This is a genomic window from Roseobacter sp. FCG-D35 (genome assembly GCF_033436665.1).
In the GTDB taxonomy this organism is placed as follows: Bacteria; Pseudomonadota; Alphaproteobacteria; order Rhodobacterales; family Rhodobacteraceae; genus JAWQFO01.
Genome location: NZ_JAWQFO010000007.1, coordinates 229,797 through 246,860, shown reverse-complemented (window position 1 = coordinate 246,860; position 17,064 = coordinate 229,797). Strand labels below are relative to the sequence as shown.

Here is a 17,064-nt window from a genome sequence, read left to right as displayed (position 1 = left end):
CGCAGATCGCGCGGGCTGGCAACCGGGTGCGGGTCAGTCGACCGGGTCCGCAGCGAGCTCGGCAACCATCGCGTCGCGCATGATGAATTTCTGCGGCTTGCCGGTCACCGTCATCGGCAGTTCCTTCTTGAAACGCACGTGCAACGGCACCTTGAAATGCGCGATGTTCGTCTTGCAGAAGGCGCGGATGTCATCGGCATTGGGCGATCGGCCCGGCTTTGCCACGATCCAGGCGCAGACGACTTCGCCCAGCCTGTCGTCGGGGATGCCGAAAACCTGGGCCTGTGCAACGTCGGGATGGGTGTAGAGGAATTCCTCGATCTCGCGCGGATAGATGTTCTCGCCGCCGCGCAGGATCATGTCCTTTACCCGGCCGGTGATCTTGCAATAGCCCGCGTCATCCAGCGTGGCGAGGTCGCCGGTGTGCATCCAGCCGTCGCCGTCGATGCACTGCGCGGTCTTCTCCGGCTCTCCCCAGTAGCCCTTCATCACCGAGTAGCCGCGGGTCAGCAGTTCTCCCTGTGTGCCTGGTGGCACCGTCGCGCCGTCGCCGTCGACGATGCACACCTCGACATGCGGATGGATGCGCCCGACCGAGGAGACACGCTGTTCGAGAGGATCGTCAACGTTGCTCTGGAAACTCACCGGCGAGGTTTCGGTCATGCCGTAGCAGATCGTCACCTCGGTCATGTTCATCTTTGCCTGCACATCGCGCATGACCTGGATCGGGCAGGGGGCGCCGGCCATGATCCCGGTGCGCAGGCTGCCGAGATCGAAATCCTCGAAATTCGGCAGGTCGAGTTCGGCCACGAACATCGTAGGCACCCCGTAGAGCGCGGTGCAGCGTTCCTCGGACACCGCGGCAAGCGTTTCGGCGGGATCGAAGCCTTCGCCCGGAACGACCATCGCCGTGCCCTTGGTCACGCAGCCGAGGGTGCCCATCACCATGCCGAAGCAATGGTAGAACGGCACCGGGATACACAGCCGGTCCGCTTCGGTGAAGTTCATCGTCGCGGTCACGAAATGCGCGTTGTTGACAATGTTTCGGTGCGTGAGGCTGGCGCCTTTTGGGCTGCCCGTCGTGCCGGAGGTGAACTGGATGTTGATGATATCCTCGGGCGAAAGCTCCGCGCTCAGCCGGTCGAGATCCTTTGGCGCGACCGCGTCGCCCGCTGAACAGAGCGCATCGAAGGCGATCATGCCAGGCTGCGCCACCGGGTCGGTCACGATGACACTACGCAGGTGCGGCAGGCGCTTGGAGGTCAGCTTGCCCGGTGCGCAGTCGGCCAGTTCCGGCGCCAGTTCCGCCAGCATGCCGACGTAGTCGGAGGACTTGAACGCCTTGGCGGTCACCAGTGCCGTGCATTCGACCGCGTTCAGCGCGTAGTCGAGTTCCGACAGTCGGTAGGCGGGGTTGATGCAGACGAGGATCGCGCCGATCCGGGCCGTCGCGAACTGCGTCAGCAGCCACTCGGCGCGGTTCGGGGACCAGATGCCGACGCGGTCGCCCTTGCGGATCCCCAGTTCCAGAAGGCCGCCCGCCAGCCGGTCCACTTCGCGCGAAAACTCCGTCCAGGTCCAGCGGATGCCCTGCTGGCGGAAAATTGCGGCGTCGCGGTCCGGCCAGCGTTCGACAGTCTGCCGGAGCAGGTCGGGAATGGTCAGCTCCAGAAGCGGCTCGGAGGTGTCGCCCCTGACATGCGACAGCCCCGACGCGGGCGCACGCAGTACCTCGCTCATTCCAGTTCCCTCCACGAACGTCGGTCCAGGGGAAGTATCCGCCGTCCCGAGGCGGGCCGCAACGACAGTTGCGGTCAAGAACAGATCACCGCTTTCGCCTCACCGCTGGAAGCGCGCCGCGCCCATGCTAAGACATCCGGGACCGTGTGGGCGATTGCGAATGCCCGGCACACTGCAAGGAGGGAGCGCGCTTTATGCCTCTGAACGTCGCCATTCTGGATCTGACCATGTCCTACACGGGCACGCGTCCGGGTGAGGAGGCGGGCGAGATGATCCGGCGCTGGCTCACCCCAGCCATGCCGGAAGCAACATTCGCGCGTATCCATATAGCCGGCGGCGCGGCGCTTCCGCCCTTGGACAGCTTCGACGCCTGCGTGCTGAGCGGGTCGGAGATCGGCGTCTACGACGACCGGGACTGGCTGCCGCCGCTGAGGGACTTCCTGCTGCGCGCCCGCGACGCCCGCCGGCCCCTCGCCGGCATCTGTTTCGGGCACCAGATCATGGCCGATGTGTTTGGCGGCAAAGCCGAGAACGTGCACCAGGGTGTGCGTCTGGGCGTCCAGAAGTTTCAGCTCGACGGATTGGAGCACAACGCCTGGGTCTGGCACCAGGACCAGGTCACTGCGATCCCGCCGGGCGCGCAGGTCAGCGGCGAGGCCGCCTATTGCCCGGTCGGGGCGCTCGACTACGAATTTCCGGCCTATTCGGTCCAGTTCCATCCCGAGTTCACCCGCGACTTCTTCGACCACGAGATTCGGCAGGCCTCGGGCAAGTCGATCGACCCGGCCCTTGCCGAACTGGCGTTGCAGCAGGTTGCCACCGAGGAGGTCGCCCCCGACCTCGTTGCGGATCGCTTCGCCGAGGTGCTGCGCCGGGCCTAGAGGCAGGCCCGAAGCAATGCCGTCGCGTTCTCGCGCGTCATCTCGACCGGGTTGCCGCCGACGCTGGGATCGGCCAGCGCCGAGGCGACCAGCGCCTCGATGTCGGGGTCGGTGACGCCGAGCGCAGTCAGGTTCTCGGGGATTTTCAATTCGGCGTTCAAAGCGCCCACGAAGGCCCGGAAACCCTCGAACCCACCTGCGATGCCGAGGTAGTTCGCGGCAAGCCGCAGACGGTCCTCGACCGCCGGCCGGTTGAAGTCGAGCACCGGCTGCATGACGACCGCATTCGTCGTGCCGTGGTGGGTATGGTGCACGGCCCCGATGGGATGCGACAGCGCATGGATCGCGCCGAGGCCCTTCTGGAACGCCGTAGCCCCCATCGCCGCCGCCGACATCATGTTGGCGCGCGCCTCGATGTCCGAGCCATCGGCGAAGGCGCGCGGCAGGTTCTCCTTGACCAGCCGCATGCCTTCGAGCGCGATGCCCTGGCTCATCGGGTGGTAGTGGGGCGAGCAGAACGCCTCGAGGCAATGCGCGAAGGCGTCCATGCCGGTCCCGGCCGTGATCGCGGGCGGCATGCCGACGGTCAGTTCCGGGTCGCAGATGACGACTGCGGGCAGGATGCGCGGGTGGAAGATGATCTTCTTCTCGTGGCTTTCGGAGTTCGTGATGACGCTGGCGCGCCCGACTTCCGATCCGGTGCCGGCGGTTGTCGGCACCGCGACGATAGGGGCGATGGCGTCGGCATCGGCGCGGGTCCACCAGTCGCCGACATCCTCGAAATCCCAGATCGGCCGGGTCTGGCCCGCCATGAAGGCCACGACCTTGCCGAGATCGAGACCCGAGCCGCCGCCGAAGGCGATGACGCCGTCATGTCCGCCGGCGCGGTAGGCCTCGACCCCGGCGGCGGCGTTCATCTCGGTCGGGTTCGGATCGACCTCGGAGAACTTCGCCCGGCCCAGGCCCGCGTTCTCCATCATGTCGAGGGTGGCGATGGTGATCGGCAGTCCGGCAAGGCCGCGGTCGGTGACCAGCAGCGGTTTCGAGATCCCGGCCGCGGCGCAGGCGTCGGCGATCTCGGATATGCGACTGGCCCCGAAGCGGATCGCGGTGGGGTAGGACCAGTTGGCTCTGGGAGACATGAGGCTCAGGCTTTCTTGAAGTGGTATGACTTGGGTCGGGTAAGGTTGTGGTAGCCGATCACCGACAGCCCGCCGCCGCGCCCGGTGTCCTTGCAGCCGGTCCAGCACAAGCCGGGGTCGAGGTAATCGGCGCGGTTGAGAAAGACCGTGCCGGTCTCGATGGCGTCGCCGATGTGCTCGGCGCGTTCCGGATCAGAAGACCAGAGCGAGCAGGTCAGACCGTAATCGCTGTCGTTCATTAGCCGGATCGCCTCGGAATCGTTCTTCACCGGCATGATGCCGACCACCGGACCGAAGCTTTCCTCGCGCATGACCCGCATCGAGTGATCCACGTCCGTTAAGATCTGCGGCATCAGGTAGGCGCCGCCGTCCTCGGGGAAACTTTTCGGGTCGATCAGCGCTTTCGCCCCCGCCATGACGGCCTCGGAGGTTTGCGCGCGCACGAGGTCGGCAAAACGCTCCTGCGCCATCGGTCCCAGCGTCGTCTCCTGCTCCAGCGGATTGCCCAGCTTGAACCCCTCTACGATGCTGACCGCCTTGTCGACGAAGGCATCGAAGAGGCTTTCGGCCACGTAGATGCGCTCGATCCCGCAGCAGCATTGGCCCGAGTTGAACATCGCCCCGTCGATCAGGGTGGCCGCCGCCGCCTCGAGGTTGGCGTCCTCCATGACATACCCCGGATCCTTGCCGCCAAGTTCGAGGCCGAGGCCGGTGAAGGTGCCGGAGGCCGCCGTTTCCATCGCTTTGCCTCCTGCCACCGAGCCGGTGAAGTTGACGAAGCCAAAGGACCGCGCGGCGATCAGGTCCGAGGTGGTCTGGTGGTCGAGAAACACGTTCTGGAAAACGTCGTCGGGGATGCCAGCCGCGTGGAAGGCCGACGCCATGCGTTCGCCCACAAGCGGGGTCTGCGAGGCGTGTTTCAGCATCACCGTGTTGCCCGCGATCAGCGCCGGGGCGACGGTGTTGATCGCTGTCATGTAGGGATAGTTCCAGGGCGCCACGACCAGCACCACGCCGTGCGGCACGCGCTTGATCATGCGCCCGAAGAAATCGTCGCCCGGCTCCAGCACCATCGGCGCCAGCGACTCGCCTGCGATGCGCGCCATGTATTGCGCGCGCTCGTCGAAGCCTCCGAATTCGCCGCCATAGCGGATCGGGCGGCCCATCTGCCACGCGAGTTCGGGCACGATCTCGTCGTTCATCGCACCGACGCGCGCGACGCCGTCAAGCACCAGCTCGATGCGTTCCGCCAGCGGACGCGCGGCCCAGACCGATTGTGCCACGCGGGCGCGTTCGACGGCGGCGCCCGCGTCGGCGGCGGAAAGTGTGGGACGCTCCGCGTAAACCGAACCGTCGACGGGAGAGATGCATCGGATCATGTCAGGCCCTTTCGAATCCGCGGGCGATTTCCCAGTCGGTGACGACGCGGTCGAACTCTTCCTGCTCCCACTCGGCGCAGCGCGTGTAGTGGTCGATCACGTCATCGCCCATCGCCGCGCGCAGCATCTCCGAGGCACGCAGGGTCTCGGTCGCCGCGCGCAGCGTGCGCGGCACGTCGGGCGCCTTCTCGGCGTCGTAGACATCGCCTTTGGTCGGCGGTGCAAGCTCCATCTCGTCCTCGATGCCCTTGATCCCGGCGGCCAGCATCGCGGCCTGCGCAAGATAGGGGTTCAGGTCCGACCCGCCGATCCGGCATTCCACGCGCACGCCCTTGGTGCCGTCGCCGCAGAGCCGGAAGCCCGCGGTGCGGTTGTCCACTGACCAGACGGTCTTGGTCGGCGCGAAGGTGCCCTTGGAGAAGCGCTTGTAGCTGTTGACGTAGGGCGCGAGGAACCAGGTGTAGTCGGGCGCATATTTTATCAGCCCGGCCATGTAATGCTTCATCAGCTCGGACATGCCCAGATCGTCGTCGCCGTCAAAGAAGGCAGGTTTGCCGTCCTTCCAGAGCGATTGGTGGACATGGCTGGAAGAGCCGACCTTGTCGTGGTGCCACTTCGGCAGGAAGCTTGCCGCGCGGCCATGCGCCCAGGCGATCTCCTTGGTCGCGTGTTTCGCGATGGTGTGGTGGTCGGCGCAATCCAGTGCGGGGGCGTAGCGGATGTTGAGCTCTTCCTGCCCGGTCTCGGCCTCGCCCTTGGTGTTCTCGACAGGGATGCCGGCGGCGTAGAGGCAGTTGCGCAGGGGGCGCATCACCGCCTCTTCCTTGGTGGTCTGAAGGATGTGGTAATCCTCGTTGTAACCCGAGATCGGCTGCAGGTCGCGGAAGCCCTCCTTGCGAATCTCGTCGAAACTCTTCTCGAAGAGGAAGAATTCGAGTTCCGTCGCCATCATCGCGGTAAAGCCCATCGCTTCGAGCCGCGCGACCTGCTTTTTCAGCACGGCGCGCGGACTGTGCGGGACCGCCTCGTGAGTATGGTGGTCGAGCAGGTCGCACAGCACCATCGCCGTTCCCGCAAGCCACGGCACCGGGCGGATCGTCGAAAGATCGGGCTTCATCACATAGTCGCCGTAGCCCGCGCGCCAGCTGGTCGAGGCGTAGCCGTCGGGCGTGGCCATCTCGAGGTCGGTGGCCAGCAGGTAATTGCAGCAATGGGTTTCTTCGTGGGAATGCTCGACGAAGTTCGCCGCGTGGAACCGCTTACCCATCAGGCGGCCCTGCATGTCGACGGCGCAGACCAGCACCGTGTCGATGGTTCCGTCCTTCACCTGGGCCTTGAGGTCCTCGAAGCTGAGCGTTCCGGGCATCGCGTCATCCATTCTCGTCAGGGGCAAGGGGCGCCGAGACGGCGCCCCCGGTTGTCAGGTTTCGCCGGGCGCATCTGCCGCGCCCGGACAGTCTGCCTCAGGCGTCGCCGTAGCGATAGGGCCGGCCGGCCTTCACCATGTCGGCATTGTACTGCTTGAAGATCTCGACGACCTTCGCCTTGGTCTCGCTTTCGGCCGCGATCTCGTCCCAGAACGTCTGGGCCGCCGCCTCGACCTGGTCCCATTCGGCGTCGGGGATCGTGGTCAGCTCCATCTTGGTGCCGTTGACGCGCAGGCTGGCCTCGCCGCCCCAGTACCACCACTGGCGATAGTAGTGCGACTGCTCGAAGCAGACCTTGAGCAATTCCTGCAGGTGCGGTGGCACCTCGTTCCAGCGCTCCATGTTGGCGAAGAAATGCCCGATCCAGGCACCCGAGATGTTGTTGGTCAGGAAGTAGTTGGTCACGTCGGCCCAGCCGACCGTGTAATCCTCGGTGATCCCCGACCAGGCGATGCCGTCAAGCTCGCCGGTCTGCACCGCGACCTCGATGTCCTCCCAGGGCAGGGTGACCGGCACGACGCCGAACTGGCTGAGGAAACGCCCGGCGGTTGGGAAGGTGAAGACGCGCTTGCCCTCGAGATCCTTCAGCGACCGGATCGGGTCCTTGGTGGCGAAGTGGCACGGATCCCACGAGCCGGCCGAGATATGCTTGACCCCGACCTTCTCGTACTCGGCCGCCCAGATGTCGTTCAGACCGTACTGGTTGAAGAGAACTGGCACGTCGAGCGAATACCGCGAGGCGAAGGGGAAGTAGCCACCGAAGACGGTGACCTCGGTGGGCGAGGCCATCGAGTCGTCGTCGGACTGCACCGCGTCGATGGTGCCGCGCTGCATCGCCTGGAACAGCTCGCCCGTGGGCACAAGCTGGTCGGCGAAATAGAGCTCGATCTCCATCTGGCCGTCGGCGATCTTGTTGAAGCTGTCGATGGCCGGCTTGATGACATGCTCGGCCAGCGCCGCCCCGGCGTAGGTCTGCAGGCGCCAGGTGATCTTGTTCTGGGCGAGCGCCGGCGTGGCGAGGCCGGCCGCCGGGATTACCGCGGCTCCTTTCAGGAACTTGCGTCTTGAGGTCATGTGCGTCTCCTTTGCTGGACTGGAATTCGGCCGCTTCGTGGCGGCTCTTCTAGGGTTGTGAATAGACGTATTCGGGAAGCCAGGTGGCGATCGAAGGGAAGATCATCACCAGAGCCAGCGCCAGGACCATGACTGCCACGAAAGGCGTGATCGACGCGTAGATGTCGCGCAGGGTGATCTCGGGCGGGGCCATGGCGCGCATCAGGAAGAGGTTGTAGCCGAAGGGCGGCGTCATATAGGCGATCTGGGTCGTGATCGTATAAAGGATGCCGTACCAGATCAGGTCGAAGCCGAGCGCACCAACCAGCGGCACGTAAAGCGGAGCAACGATCACCAGCATGGCGGTGTCGTCGAGGAATGTGCCCATCAGGATGAAGCTGAGCTGCATCAGGATCAGGATCATCCAGGGACTGAGGTTCAGTTTCTCGGTGAACAGCGACTCGATCGCCTTGACCGCGCCGAGCCCGTCGAAGACCGCGCCGAAGGCCAAGGCGGCGAGGATGATCCACATGAACATGCAGGTGATCCCGAGCGTTTTACGCACCGAGTTCTCGAACACTTCGCGCGTCATTCGCCTCTTGAGCACAGCGGCGGCGAAGGCAGCGAGCGCGCCGATTGCCGAGCTTTCGACCAGCGAGGTCCAGCCGTTCACGAAGGGCACCATCATCACGAGGAAGATGGCGACGGGAAGGATGCCGGCGCGCAGCAGGCGCAGCTTCTCGGCCATGGGCATATCGCGTTCCTGCGCATCGAGAACCGGGCCCAGAACCGGGTTCACCCGGCAGCGGATGATGATGTAGAGAATGAACATCGACGCCATCATCAGGCCCGGCACGACGCCGGCAAGCCACAGCTGGCCCACAGGCTGGCGTGCGATCATGGCATAGAGCACCAGCACGACGGAGGGCGGGACGAGAATGCCGAGGCTCGATCCCGCCTGTATCACGCCGGTCACCATGCGCTTGTCGTAGCCGCGCTTGAGCAGTTCGGGCAGCGCGATGGTCGACCCGATCGCCATGCCCGCGACCGAAAGCCCGTTCATCGCCGAGATCAGCACCATCAGGCCGATGGTGCCGATGGCCAGCCCGCCACGCAGGCCGCCCATCCAGACGTGGAACATGCGGTAGAGATCGTCGGCGATCTTCGATTCCGACAGCACGTAGCCCATGAATATGAACATCGGCAGGGTCAGCAGCGGATACCATTTCATCAGCTTCATCGCCGCCGCGAAGCCGAGGTCGTAGCCGCCCCGGTCGCCCCAAAGCAGCAGCGCAGAAACCACGGCGACGAAACCGATGGCGCCGAAGACGCGCTGCCCTGTGAGCAGCATCAGCATCATCGACGCGAACATCAGCGTGGCGATCATCTCGTAGGACATCAGATGTTTTCGCCCCGCAGGCGCAAGAGATCCTTGAGGAACTCCGAGAGGCATTGCAGCAGCATCAGAAGAATGCCGAGGATCATGATCGCCTTGATCGGCCAGAGGTAGGGCCGCCAGGCGGTGGGCGACCGCTCCATCGTGCCGATCTCCTCGACGCCGGTCAGCAGGCCGCCGAAGAACAGGAACGGCGTGCCGCCCCAGTAGCCCAGGGAATAGGCCGCGGAACTGACCGCGCCCCAGAGCAGAACCCCGAGGTAGAAGATCAGCAGAAGCACGGTGAACAGGTCGGCCCAGGCCTTCTTGCGGTCGCTCCATTCGCCGTAAAGCAGGTCCATGCGCACGTTCGAGCCCATCTGGATCGAGTACGGCCCGCCGAGGATGTAATAGGTGACCATTGCGAACTGGGCCATCTCCAGCGTCCAGAGCGAAGGCAGAAAGAAGGTCTTGCTGACCGAGGACCACAGCAGGATGCCGATCAGAACGAAGATGCCGTACATCACGATGCGGCCGACGCGGTAGTTCAGCGCGTCCACGGCGCGGATGAAACCGCGCGCTGCCTTCACGCCCGCACCTCTTGCGCCGCCGGACCGGCCAGCGCCGCCGCGATCCAACCCGACAGCATGCTTGCCATGCCGTCCTGTGCCGGCGCGTCCGCGATCAGGTCGTTGCGGACCTCGATCATGACATTGGGCAAATCGTTCGAGAGACCATGCTCGCGAAGCGTGTGCGTTACGCCGTCTTCCGGTCCGTAGGGCGCGTTGCGGCGCACCGCGAGATCGGTATGCGCCGTTGCGGCGTCCAGCATGGCATTGGCCAGCCGAGCGTCCTCATCGTGCAGAACACCGATCTCGACCTCCCGGCGCGCGCCCATGTAGACCGGCGTGAAGCTGTGCACGGTGACCAGCGCCTGCGCCCGGGTATCCACGATGGTTTTGGCCAGTGTCGCGCGGAAGGGTTCGTAGAAAGAGGCGACGCGCGACAGCCGCTCTTCGGTGCTCATGCCGCGATTGCCGGGAATGTCGAAAACCTCGCTTTTCTCCGGCATCGCACCCGGCGCATCGGGCGGGCGATTGCAATCATAGACCAGCCGCGAGATTCCCGAAAAGATCAGCGGCGCATCGAGACTTTCAGAGAGGCGCATGGCCACGGCGAAAGCGCCGGGGTCCCAGGCGGCGTGGCTGACCTGCACTTCGGGGCTGAGCCCGAGACAGCGCAGATCCTTGGGGATGAAATTACAGGCATGTTCGCAAACCAGCACGATGCCGGACGCGCCGTCCGGGCGGATCACGTTGGCCGGACGGCCCTTGTAGTGGTTCAGATCGCTCATGCGTCCCCCGGTTCGAAATAATTAACTTGAGTTCGGGAAAGCCTGTCAACAGAATACTGTAACGAAACGAACAGTCGCCACGCTTCTGTAATTTTTGCGATCAATCGGGGGGCCGATCTGCCTCAGGACACTCAGACAATCGCGGACCGCATCCAGTCCCGGCTGGACGATCTGACGCGCGCAGAGCGGCAGCTGGCGCAGTCGATCCTCGACAATTACCCGGCGTCGGGGCTCGGCACGATCTCGGCATTGGCCAAGGACGCCGACGTCTCCACGCCCACTGTGGTCCGCATGGTCGCCAAGCTGGGCTTCGGCGGATACCCCGAGTTTCAGGCCGAGTTGCGCGAAGAGCTCAAGGCCAAGGTCAAGAGCCCGATCGCCAAGCACGACACCTGGGCCGAAGGGGCGCCCTCGGGCCATGTCCTGAACCGCTTTACCGAGGCGGTGATCGACAACATCCGCCATTCGCTGAGCCAGATCGACACGGCGACCTTCGACGCCGCCTGTGCCATGCTCGCGGACACCGAGCGGCGGCTTTACATCGTCGGCGGCCGGATCACCCACACGATGGCCGAATACCTGTTCCTGCACATGCAGATGATCCGGCGCGACGTGACCCACATCCAGTCGACCTCGAACGCCTGGCCGCATTACCTGCTGGACGTGCGTGAAGGCGACGTCTTCGTGATCTTCGACGTTCGGCGCTACGAGTCCAACACGCTCAAGCTGGCCGAGATGGCCCATGCCCGCGGCGCGCGGATCGTGCTCTTCACCGACCAGTGGCGTTCGCCCGCGCATGTGGTTGCGGATGTCTGTTTCTCGAGCCGCATCGTGGTGCCCTCGGCCTGGGATTCAGCGGCGACGACCCTGCTGCTGGTCGAGACGGTGATCTCGGCGGTGCAGGATCTGACCTGGGAAGAGACCCGCGACCGGATGCAGCGGCTGGAGGAGATGTTCGACGAGACCCGGCTGTTCCGGAAATTCACCTGAGACCGCGCTGTCAGGCGACAGGCAGTAAGTGCGACCTCACATCACGCAGCCGAGTTGCCAGGGCACGAACTCGTTGTCGCCAAGCCCCAGGGCTTCGGACTTCGATGCCTCGCCCGAGGCCACCGCGATCACCCGGTCGAGAATCTCGGCGCCTTTCTGTTCCAGGCTGACCCCGGCGCTCAGGATGTCGCCGCAGTTGATGTCCATGTCGTCGGGCATCTGCGCGAAAAGCGAGTCGTTGGTGGCAAGCTTGATCGTCGGCGCAGGCTTCGAGCCGAAGGCCGAGCCGCGCCCGGTGGTGAAGCACAGCACCTGCGCGCCGCCGGCGATCTGCCCCGTCGCCGAAACCGGGTCGTAGCCGGGTGTGTCCATGAAGGTGAAGCCCGGGGCGGTGACCCGCTCGGCATAGGCATAGAACGCCGTCAGCGGCGTGCTGCCGCCCTTGGCCGCGGCGCCCAGCGACTTCTCGAGGATCGTCGTCAGACCGCCCTGCTTGTTTCCGGGCGACGGGTTGTTGTCCATCGTGCCGCCGTTCATCTCGGTGTAGCGCTCCCACCAGCGGATGCACTCGATCAGCTTCTCGGCGGTCGTCTCGTCGGCGACACGGCGCAATAGAAGCTGCTCGGCGCCGTAGATCTCGGAGGTTTCCGACAGGATCACGGTGCCGCCGAGACCCACCAGCATGTCCGAGGCGATACCCAGCGCGGGGTTCGCGGTGATGCCCGAAAGCCCGTCCGAGCCACCGCATTGCAGGGCGAGCCTGAGCTCGGAGGCCGGGCAGGGTTCGCGTCTGACGTCGTTCACCTGCGGCAGTAACTCGAGCACCTTGGCCTTGATCGCGTCGATCGTGGCGCGGGTCCCGCCGGTGTCCTGGATGGTCAGGAAGTGGAACCGCTCGGAGCCTGTCTCCGAGGCGTTCTGGCGCATCCGCGCGACCTGCATCACCTCGCAGCCGAGGCCCACGAAGATCGCGGCACCGGTGTTGGGATGCGTGGCATGGCCCCAAAGCACGCGGTCGAGGATCGGAAAGCCCGGCCCGTCCATCGCCATGCCGCAGCCGGTGCCGTGGGCGAAGGCGGCGATCCCGTCGACATTGGGGAAGTCCGCCAGCACGCCGCTCAACTCGACCTCGAGCGCCGCTCGGCGGATCACCGTGGCCGAACAGTTCACCGTTGCGCAGAGCGCGATGTAGTTGCGTGTGCCGACCTGTCCGCCGGGGCGGCGGTAGCCCAAAAAGGTGCGCGGCTCCATCCGCGGGACCGCCGCTTTGGCGGCATCGAGGTCCACGCCGATCCGGTAATCCGTGTCGTGGTCGGAAAAGACGCAATTCTGAGTGTGGACATGCGTGCCCGGAACGATGTCCTCGGTTGCCGTGCCGATGACCTGGCCGAACTTGATGACGGGCATGCCGGCCTTCATCTCGGCCCGCGCGATCTTGTGCCCGCCGGCGACCGGCTTGGGCAGCGGCACGCCGATGCCAAGCGGATCGGCCCCGGCGTCCGTGCGACGCGGCAGGATGGCGACCGTGTCTCGGGCATTGAGGACGATGGCGTCAGGCATGGGCGGCTCCGCTATGGCTCAGGGCCCGGACGACGCCGCGCAGCTCCGCGAGCCCGCGCAGGCGACCGACAAGGGGATACCCGGGATGGGTACCGCGCGCGGCGTCGCTCAGCAACTCCTGCCCGTGGTCGGGACGGAACGGGATCTCCGCGTCCGCACGGCCTTCGGTTCTGCGCCGCGCTTCCTCGTCGAGCAGCACGCGCACCAGCGCCACCATATCAGTGTCGCCCTCGAGATGCGCGGCCTCCTCGAAAGAGCCGTCCGGCTCCTTGGCGACGTTGCGCAGATGGGCAAAGTGGATCCGGTCGGCGAAGCGCGCGGCGATGGCCGGCACGTCGTTGGCGGGGTTCGCGCCGAGCGATCCCGAGCAGAGCGTCAGCCCGTTGGCGGGGCTTTCGACGCTGCCGAGTACGTGGGCGAGGTCTTCGGCGTCCGACACGATGCGCGGCAGGCCGAGGATGTCGCGCGGCGGATCGTCGGGATGCACGCACAGCCGCATGCCAAGCTCCTCTGCCGTGGGCACCACCTCGGTCAGGAATCGCGCGAAGTTGGCCCGCAGGGTGTCGGCGTCGATGCCCTTGTAAAGCGCGAGGTTCTGCTTCAGGCCATCGACGTCGTAGCGGTCGAAGGCGCCGGGCAGCCCCGCCATGATGCTGGCCAGCAGCGTCTCGCGCTCAGTCTCGTCCGAGCCTTCGAACCATGCACTGGCCGCACGCAGCACGTCGGCGGGGTAGTCGTCCTCGGCTTCGGCCCGACCCAGCATGTGCACTTCGAAGGCGGCCATGCGCGGTGCGGAGAACCGCAGGCAGGTGCCGCCGCGCCGCACGGGCGCGGCAAGGTCGGTGCGCGTCCAGTCGAGCAGCGGCATGAAATTGTAGCACACCGTGCGGATGCCCTCGGCGGCGAGGTTGGCCAGCGACTGACGGTAACTGTCGAAGAGCGGTTCGAGGTCGCCGTCGCCACGCTTGATCCGCTCATGGACCGGCAGACTTTCGACCACCACCCAGTCGAACCCGGCGGCCTCGATTTCGGATTTGCGCGCAGCGATGGTCTCGCGCGGCCAGACCTCGCCCGAAGGGATTTCGTGCATCGCCGTCACGATGCCCGAGGCCCCGGTCTGGGCGATCTCGTCGAGTGCGATCCGGTCGAAAGGTCCGTACCAGCGCCAGCTTTCGATCATCCTGTCATCACCTTTTCCGTGGCGCCGCGCGCGCCGTTCTCGACCAGCGACGCATAGGCCGCGACAAGATCGTTGCGATGCGCCTCTGCGAAGCCCGGCGCGAAGATCTCGTGCACGCCGAGCAGCGCGTCCACCTTGGCTGCCGGCCAACCTGCGTCGTCCGACAGTGCGCGCAGGCGGTTCGCCAGCGGGTCCTTCACCTCGATCGCCGCGCCGGTATCATCGGTGCCGCCGACGTAGCGCATCCACGCCGCCACGGCGAGTGTGAGGCCCGGACTGAGGCGACCCGCCGCGTGGTTCTCGGCCATCGTTGACAGGATGCGCTGCGGCAGCTTCTGGCTGCCATCCATCGCGATCTGCCAGGTCCGGTGCCGGATGGCGGGGTTCTCGTACCGCGCGAGCAATGTCTCGGCGTAGTCTTCGAGATCCGTGTCCTGCGGCGGCGTCAATGCCGGGATGATCTCGTGCGCCCAGAGATGTTTCACGAAAGACGAGAACACCGGATCGGCGACCGTTTCGGCGATGGTTTCGTGACCGGCGAGATATCCGAGGTAGGCCAGCGCGGAATGGGTGCCGTTGAGCATCCTGAGCTTCATGTGCTCGAAAGGCGTCACGTCGCGCACCATCTCGACGCCGACCATCTCGAGCGCGGGCCTCGTGCCGTCGACGAAATTGTCCTCGATCACCCATTGCCGGAACGGCTCGTGCAGGACCGGGGCGGCGTCCTCGACGCCGGTTTCCGCTGTCAGTTTCGCGATATCGTCCGCTGTGGTCGCAGGCACGATCCTGTCGACCATCGTCGAGGGGAACCGACCCTCGTCGATGATCCACTTCGCGAGGGCAGGGTCGATCGCCCGCGCCAATTCCGTCACGACGCCCCGGACCAGTTTCCCGTTGTCCGGCAGGTTGTCGCAGGACAGCACGGTAAAGGGGGCGTGACCCGCCTCCCTGCGCCGCGCCAGCGCCCGGACGATGAAACCGGGTGCGCTTTTCGGGAGCGAAGTCTCGATATCGTGGCGGATGTCGGGATGGTCGGGGTCGATCCCGCCGGTGGCCGGGTTATGGCAGTAACCTTTTTCGGTCACCGTCAGCGTGACGAGCCTTGTTCGTTTATCGGCCATCAGGGCCAGCACCGCCTCGGGATCCTCCGGGGCCACGCGCACGTCGATGACCGAGCCGATTACCCGCCGGTGGCGGCCGTCGGGGCCAAGCGCGACGCTGGTGAAGACCCCGCCTTGCTGGGCCAGCCGGTCGCGGGTTCCGGGGCTTTTCAGGCTGACGCCTGTGATGCCCCAGTCGCCCCCCTGCGCTTTCATCAACTCGTCGATGTAAACCGCACCGAAGGCCCGGAAGAAGGCGCCGAGGCCCAGGTGCACGATCCCATGCGCCGGGGCGTCGCCGTTGCGGGTCAGACGGGGCGCATCAGCGGGCAAGCCAGCCTCCGTCGACGTTCAGCACCGCGCCGTGGATGTAGCGCGCGGCTGGTGAGGCAAGAAACACCGCTGCCTCGGCGATGTCGTCGGGCCGGCCCCAGCGTCCGGCGGGAATGCGGTCGAGGATCGCCTTGTTGCGCTCTGCGTCCGCCCGCAGCGCCTCGGTGTTGTTGGTCTCGATGTAGCCGGGAGCGATGGCGTTCACGTTGATGCCTTCGGCCGCCCATTCGTTGGCCAGCAGCTTGGTCAGCCCGGCGACGCCGTGCTTGGAAGCGGTGTAGGACGGAACGCGGATACCGCCCTGGAACGAGAGCAGCGAGGCAATGTTGACGATTTGCCCGTCCGCGCCGCGATCCAGAACCGCGCGCGCGAATGCCTGACAGGTGAAGAACAGCGCCTTGAGGTTGACGTCCATCACGTCGTCCCAATCCGTCTCGGAAAACGCGATGGCATCGGCACGCCGGATGATTCCGGCGTTGTTGACGAGAATGTCCACGGGCGTTTCCGCGAACACATCGCGTGCCGCCATCGGATCGCTGAAGTCGAGGCGCAGCTCGCGTCCGTTCTCGATGTCCTCCAGCGTTTCGGCGCAGGACGAACGTCCGGCGCAGATCACGGTGGCACCGGCACGGCCCATGGCGCGGGCAATCGCCTGCCCGATGCCGGTGTTGGCCCCGGTGACCAGCGCCGTTCGTCCGTCGAGCGAAAACGGGTTCACCGAAGCTCCTCCATGCCGACCATGTCCATGTCGCGGAAATCCACGTTGTCCCCGGCCATCGCCCAGCAGAAGCTATACCGCCCGGTGCCCGCACCGCAATGGATCGACCACGGCGGCGAGATGACCGCCTCCTCGTTCTGAATCACGAGATGCCGGGTCTCCTCGGGCTTGCCCATGAAGTGGAACACGCGCTGGGCGGGATCGACATCGAAGTAGAGGTAAGCCTCCATCCGCCGGTCGTGGACATGGCAGGGCATGGTGTTCCAGACCGAGCCGCCGTGGAACATCGTGTAGCCCATGACAAGCTGGCAACTTTCCATGACCTCGGGATGCACGAACTGATAGATGGTCCGTTCGTTCGCGGTCTTGGCCGCGCCGAGATCGACCCGGTTCGCCTCGTCGATGGTTATGCGGCGCGTCGGGAAAGTCGAATGGGCGGGTGCCGACAGGATGTAGAACCGCCCATCACCGGCAAAGGTCACGGGGCCCGCACCGCGCCCGATGTAGAGCACCTCGCCCTTGTCGAGCGCATGGCTTTCGCCGCCGACGGCGACGGTTCCGGGCGCGCCGATGTTCAGCACCGCCATCTCGCGTCGTTCGAGAATGCTGTCGGTGCCGCATTCCTTGACGTGATCAAGCGTCAACTCCTGCCCGTTGGGCACGGCACCGCCCAGGATCAGGCGGTCGTAATGAGCGTAGGTCAGGCGGATCTCGCCGGGCAGGAACAGGCCCGCGACCTGGAAGTTCCGGCGCAGCCCGGCGGTATCGAACCCTTTGGCGGTTTCGGGGTCCACGGCGTAACGGGTGTCGACGGTCAACATGTCGTTCGGTC

At 65.6% G+C, this 17,064-nt stretch carries 15 protein-coding genes; 2 read left to right on the top strand and 13 right to left on the bottom strand.

Annotated features, from left to right (window positions below; genetic code table 11):
- Positions 1 to 33: 33 nt before the first annotated feature.
- A complete protein-coding gene (locus R5H30_RS16960) occupies positions 34 to 1,740 on the bottom strand; it encodes an AMP-binding protein (RefSeq protein ID WP_318329730.1) in 1,707 nt (568 codons plus the stop codon).
- 194 nt (positions 1,741 to 1,934) lie between these two features.
- Here R5H30_RS16960 and R5H30_RS16955 point away from each other — a divergent pair, with 194 nt between their 5' ends.
- Entirely contained in the window at positions 1,935 to 2,621 is a 687-nt protein-coding gene (locus R5H30_RS16955) for a type 1 glutamine amidotransferase (protein ID WP_318329729.1), read from the top strand.
- On the opposite strand, the gene R5H30_RS16950 is transcribed toward R5H30_RS16955, so the two are convergent.
- The 7 genes from R5H30_RS16950 to R5H30_RS16920 form a co-directional block, all read right to left on the bottom strand.
- Entirely contained in the window at positions 2,618 to 3,763 is a 1,146-nt protein-coding gene (locus R5H30_RS16950) for an iron-containing alcohol dehydrogenase (protein ID WP_318329728.1), read from the bottom strand. The two genes, R5H30_RS16955 and R5H30_RS16950, sit on opposite strands and share 4 nt — an antisense overlap.
- Positions 3,764 to 3,768: 5 nt before the next feature.
- Complete coding sequence (locus R5H30_RS16945; protein WP_318329727.1) at positions 3,769 to 5,142, bottom strand: aldehyde dehydrogenase family protein; 1,374 nt, start codon at positions 5,140 to 5,142, stop codon at positions 3,769 to 3,771.
- Between the two features lies 1 nt (position 5,143).
- Complete coding sequence (locus R5H30_RS16940) at positions 5,144 to 6,508, bottom strand: glutamine synthetase family protein (RefSeq protein WP_318329796.1); 1,365 nt, start codon at positions 6,506 to 6,508, stop codon at positions 5,144 to 5,146.
- Positions 6,509 to 6,605: 97 nt separating this feature from the next.
- A complete protein-coding gene (locus R5H30_RS16935; protein WP_318329726.1) occupies positions 6,606 to 7,643 on the bottom strand; it encodes a TRAP transporter substrate-binding protein in 1,038 nt (345 codons plus the stop codon).
- Positions 7,644 to 7,692: 49 nt separating this feature from the next.
- Positions 7,693 to 9,021, bottom strand: a complete 1,329-nt coding sequence (locus R5H30_RS16930) for a TRAP transporter large permease (RefSeq protein ID WP_318329725.1) — start codon at positions 9,019 to 9,021, stop codon at positions 7,693 to 7,695.
- On the bottom strand, positions 9,021 to 9,521 hold the full coding sequence (locus R5H30_RS16925; RefSeq protein WP_318329795.1) for a TRAP transporter small permease subunit: 501 nt from the start codon (positions 9,519 to 9,521) through the stop codon (positions 9,021 to 9,023). The genes R5H30_RS16930 and R5H30_RS16925 overlap by 1 nt, the downstream gene beginning before the upstream one ends.
- 62 nt (positions 9,522 to 9,583) lie before the next feature.
- Positions 9,584 to 10,351 (bottom strand): N-formylglutamate amidohydrolase, encoded by a 768-nt coding sequence (locus R5H30_RS16920; RefSeq protein WP_318329724.1) that lies wholly within the window; start codon positions 10,349 to 10,351, stop codon positions 9,584 to 9,586.
- 117 nt (positions 10,352 to 10,468) lie between these two features.
- Here R5H30_RS16920 and R5H30_RS16915 point away from each other — a divergent pair, with 117 nt between their 5' ends.
- The gene (locus R5H30_RS16915) at positions 10,469 to 11,341 is read left to right on the top strand and encodes a MurR/RpiR family transcriptional regulator (RefSeq protein ID WP_318329794.1); all 873 of its coding nucleotides are present in this window, start codon (positions 10,469 to 10,471) and stop codon (positions 11,339 to 11,341) included.
- A 36-nt stretch (positions 11,342 to 11,377) separates the two neighbouring features.
- Here R5H30_RS16915 and R5H30_RS16910 read toward each other — a convergent pair whose 3' ends face one another.
- Genes R5H30_RS16910 through kduI form a run of 5 tightly spaced genes read right to left on the bottom strand, consistent with a single transcriptional unit; the run spans position 11,378 to position 17,053 of the window.
- Positions 11,378 to 12,901 (bottom strand): UxaA family hydrolase, encoded by a 1,524-nt coding sequence (locus R5H30_RS16910; RefSeq protein WP_318329723.1) that lies wholly within the window; start codon positions 12,899 to 12,901, stop codon positions 11,378 to 11,380.
- A complete protein-coding gene (uxuA, locus tag R5H30_RS16905) occupies positions 12,894 to 14,081 on the bottom strand; it encodes a mannonate dehydratase (RefSeq protein WP_318329722.1) in 1,188 nt (395 codons plus the stop codon). Before uxuA ends, R5H30_RS16910 begins: the two co-directional genes overlap by 8 nt.
- Entirely contained in the window at positions 14,078 to 15,514 is a 1,437-nt protein-coding gene (locus tag R5H30_RS16900) for a mannitol dehydrogenase family protein (protein ID WP_318329721.1), read from the bottom strand. Before R5H30_RS16900 ends, uxuA begins: the two co-directional genes overlap by 4 nt.
- Positions 15,504 to 16,232, bottom strand: coding sequence for a 2-dehydro-3-deoxy-D-gluconate 5-dehydrogenase KduD (kduD, locus tag R5H30_RS16895; protein ID WP_318329720.1), 729 nt, complete (start codon positions 16,230 to 16,232; stop codon positions 15,504 to 15,506). Before kduD ends, R5H30_RS16900 begins: the two co-directional genes overlap by 11 nt.
- The gene (gene kduI / locus R5H30_RS16890) at positions 16,229 to 17,053 is read right to left on the bottom strand and encodes a 5-dehydro-4-deoxy-D-glucuronate isomerase (RefSeq protein ID WP_318329719.1); all 825 of its coding nucleotides are present in this window, start codon (positions 17,051 to 17,053) and stop codon (positions 16,229 to 16,231) included. Before kduI ends, kduD begins: the two co-directional genes overlap by 4 nt.
- Positions 17,054 to 17,064 lie beyond the last annotated feature (11 nt).

Coding starts and splice junctions, on each gene's coding strand:
- R5H30_RS16960 (WP_318329730.1), bottom strand. CDS start 1,740: ATGAGCGAGGTACTGCGTGCGCCCGCGTCGGGGCTGTCGCATGTCAGG.
- R5H30_RS16955 (WP_318329729.1), top strand. CDS start 1,935: ATGCCTCTGAACGTCGCCATTCTGGATCTGACCATGTCCTACACGGGC.
- R5H30_RS16950 (WP_318329728.1), bottom strand. CDS start 3,763: ATGTCTCCCAGAGCCAACTGGTCCTACCCCACCGCGATCCGCTTCGGG.
- R5H30_RS16945 (WP_318329727.1), bottom strand. CDS start 5,142: ATGATCCGATGCATCTCTCCCGTCGACGGTTCGGTTTACGCGGAGCGT.
- R5H30_RS16940 (WP_318329796.1), bottom strand. CDS start 6,508: ATGCCCGGAACGCTCAGCTTCGAGGACCTCAAGGCCCAGGTGAAGGAC.
- R5H30_RS16935 (WP_318329726.1), bottom strand. CDS start 7,643: ATGACCTCAAGACGCAAGTTCCTGAAAGGAGCCGCGGTAATCCCGGCG.
- R5H30_RS16930 (WP_318329725.1), bottom strand. CDS start 9,021: ATGTCCTACGAGATGATCGCCACGCTGATGTTCGCGTCGATGATGCTG.
- R5H30_RS16925 (WP_318329795.1), bottom strand. CDS start 9,521: ATGTACGGCATCTTCGTTCTGATCGGCATCCTGCTGTGGTCCTCGGTC.
- R5H30_RS16920 (WP_318329724.1), bottom strand. CDS start 10,351: ATGAGCGATCTGAACCACTACAAGGGCCGTCCGGCCAACGTGATCCGC.
- R5H30_RS16910 (WP_318329723.1), bottom strand. CDS start 12,901: ATGCCTGACGCCATCGTCCTCAATGCCCGAGACACGGTCGCCATCCTG.
- uxuA (WP_318329722.1), bottom strand. CDS start 14,081: ATGATCGAAAGCTGGCGCTGGTACGGACCTTTCGACCGGATCGCACTC.
- kduI (WP_318329719.1), bottom strand. CDS start 17,053: ATGTTGACCGTCGACACCCGTTACGCCGTGGACCCCGAAACCGCCAAA.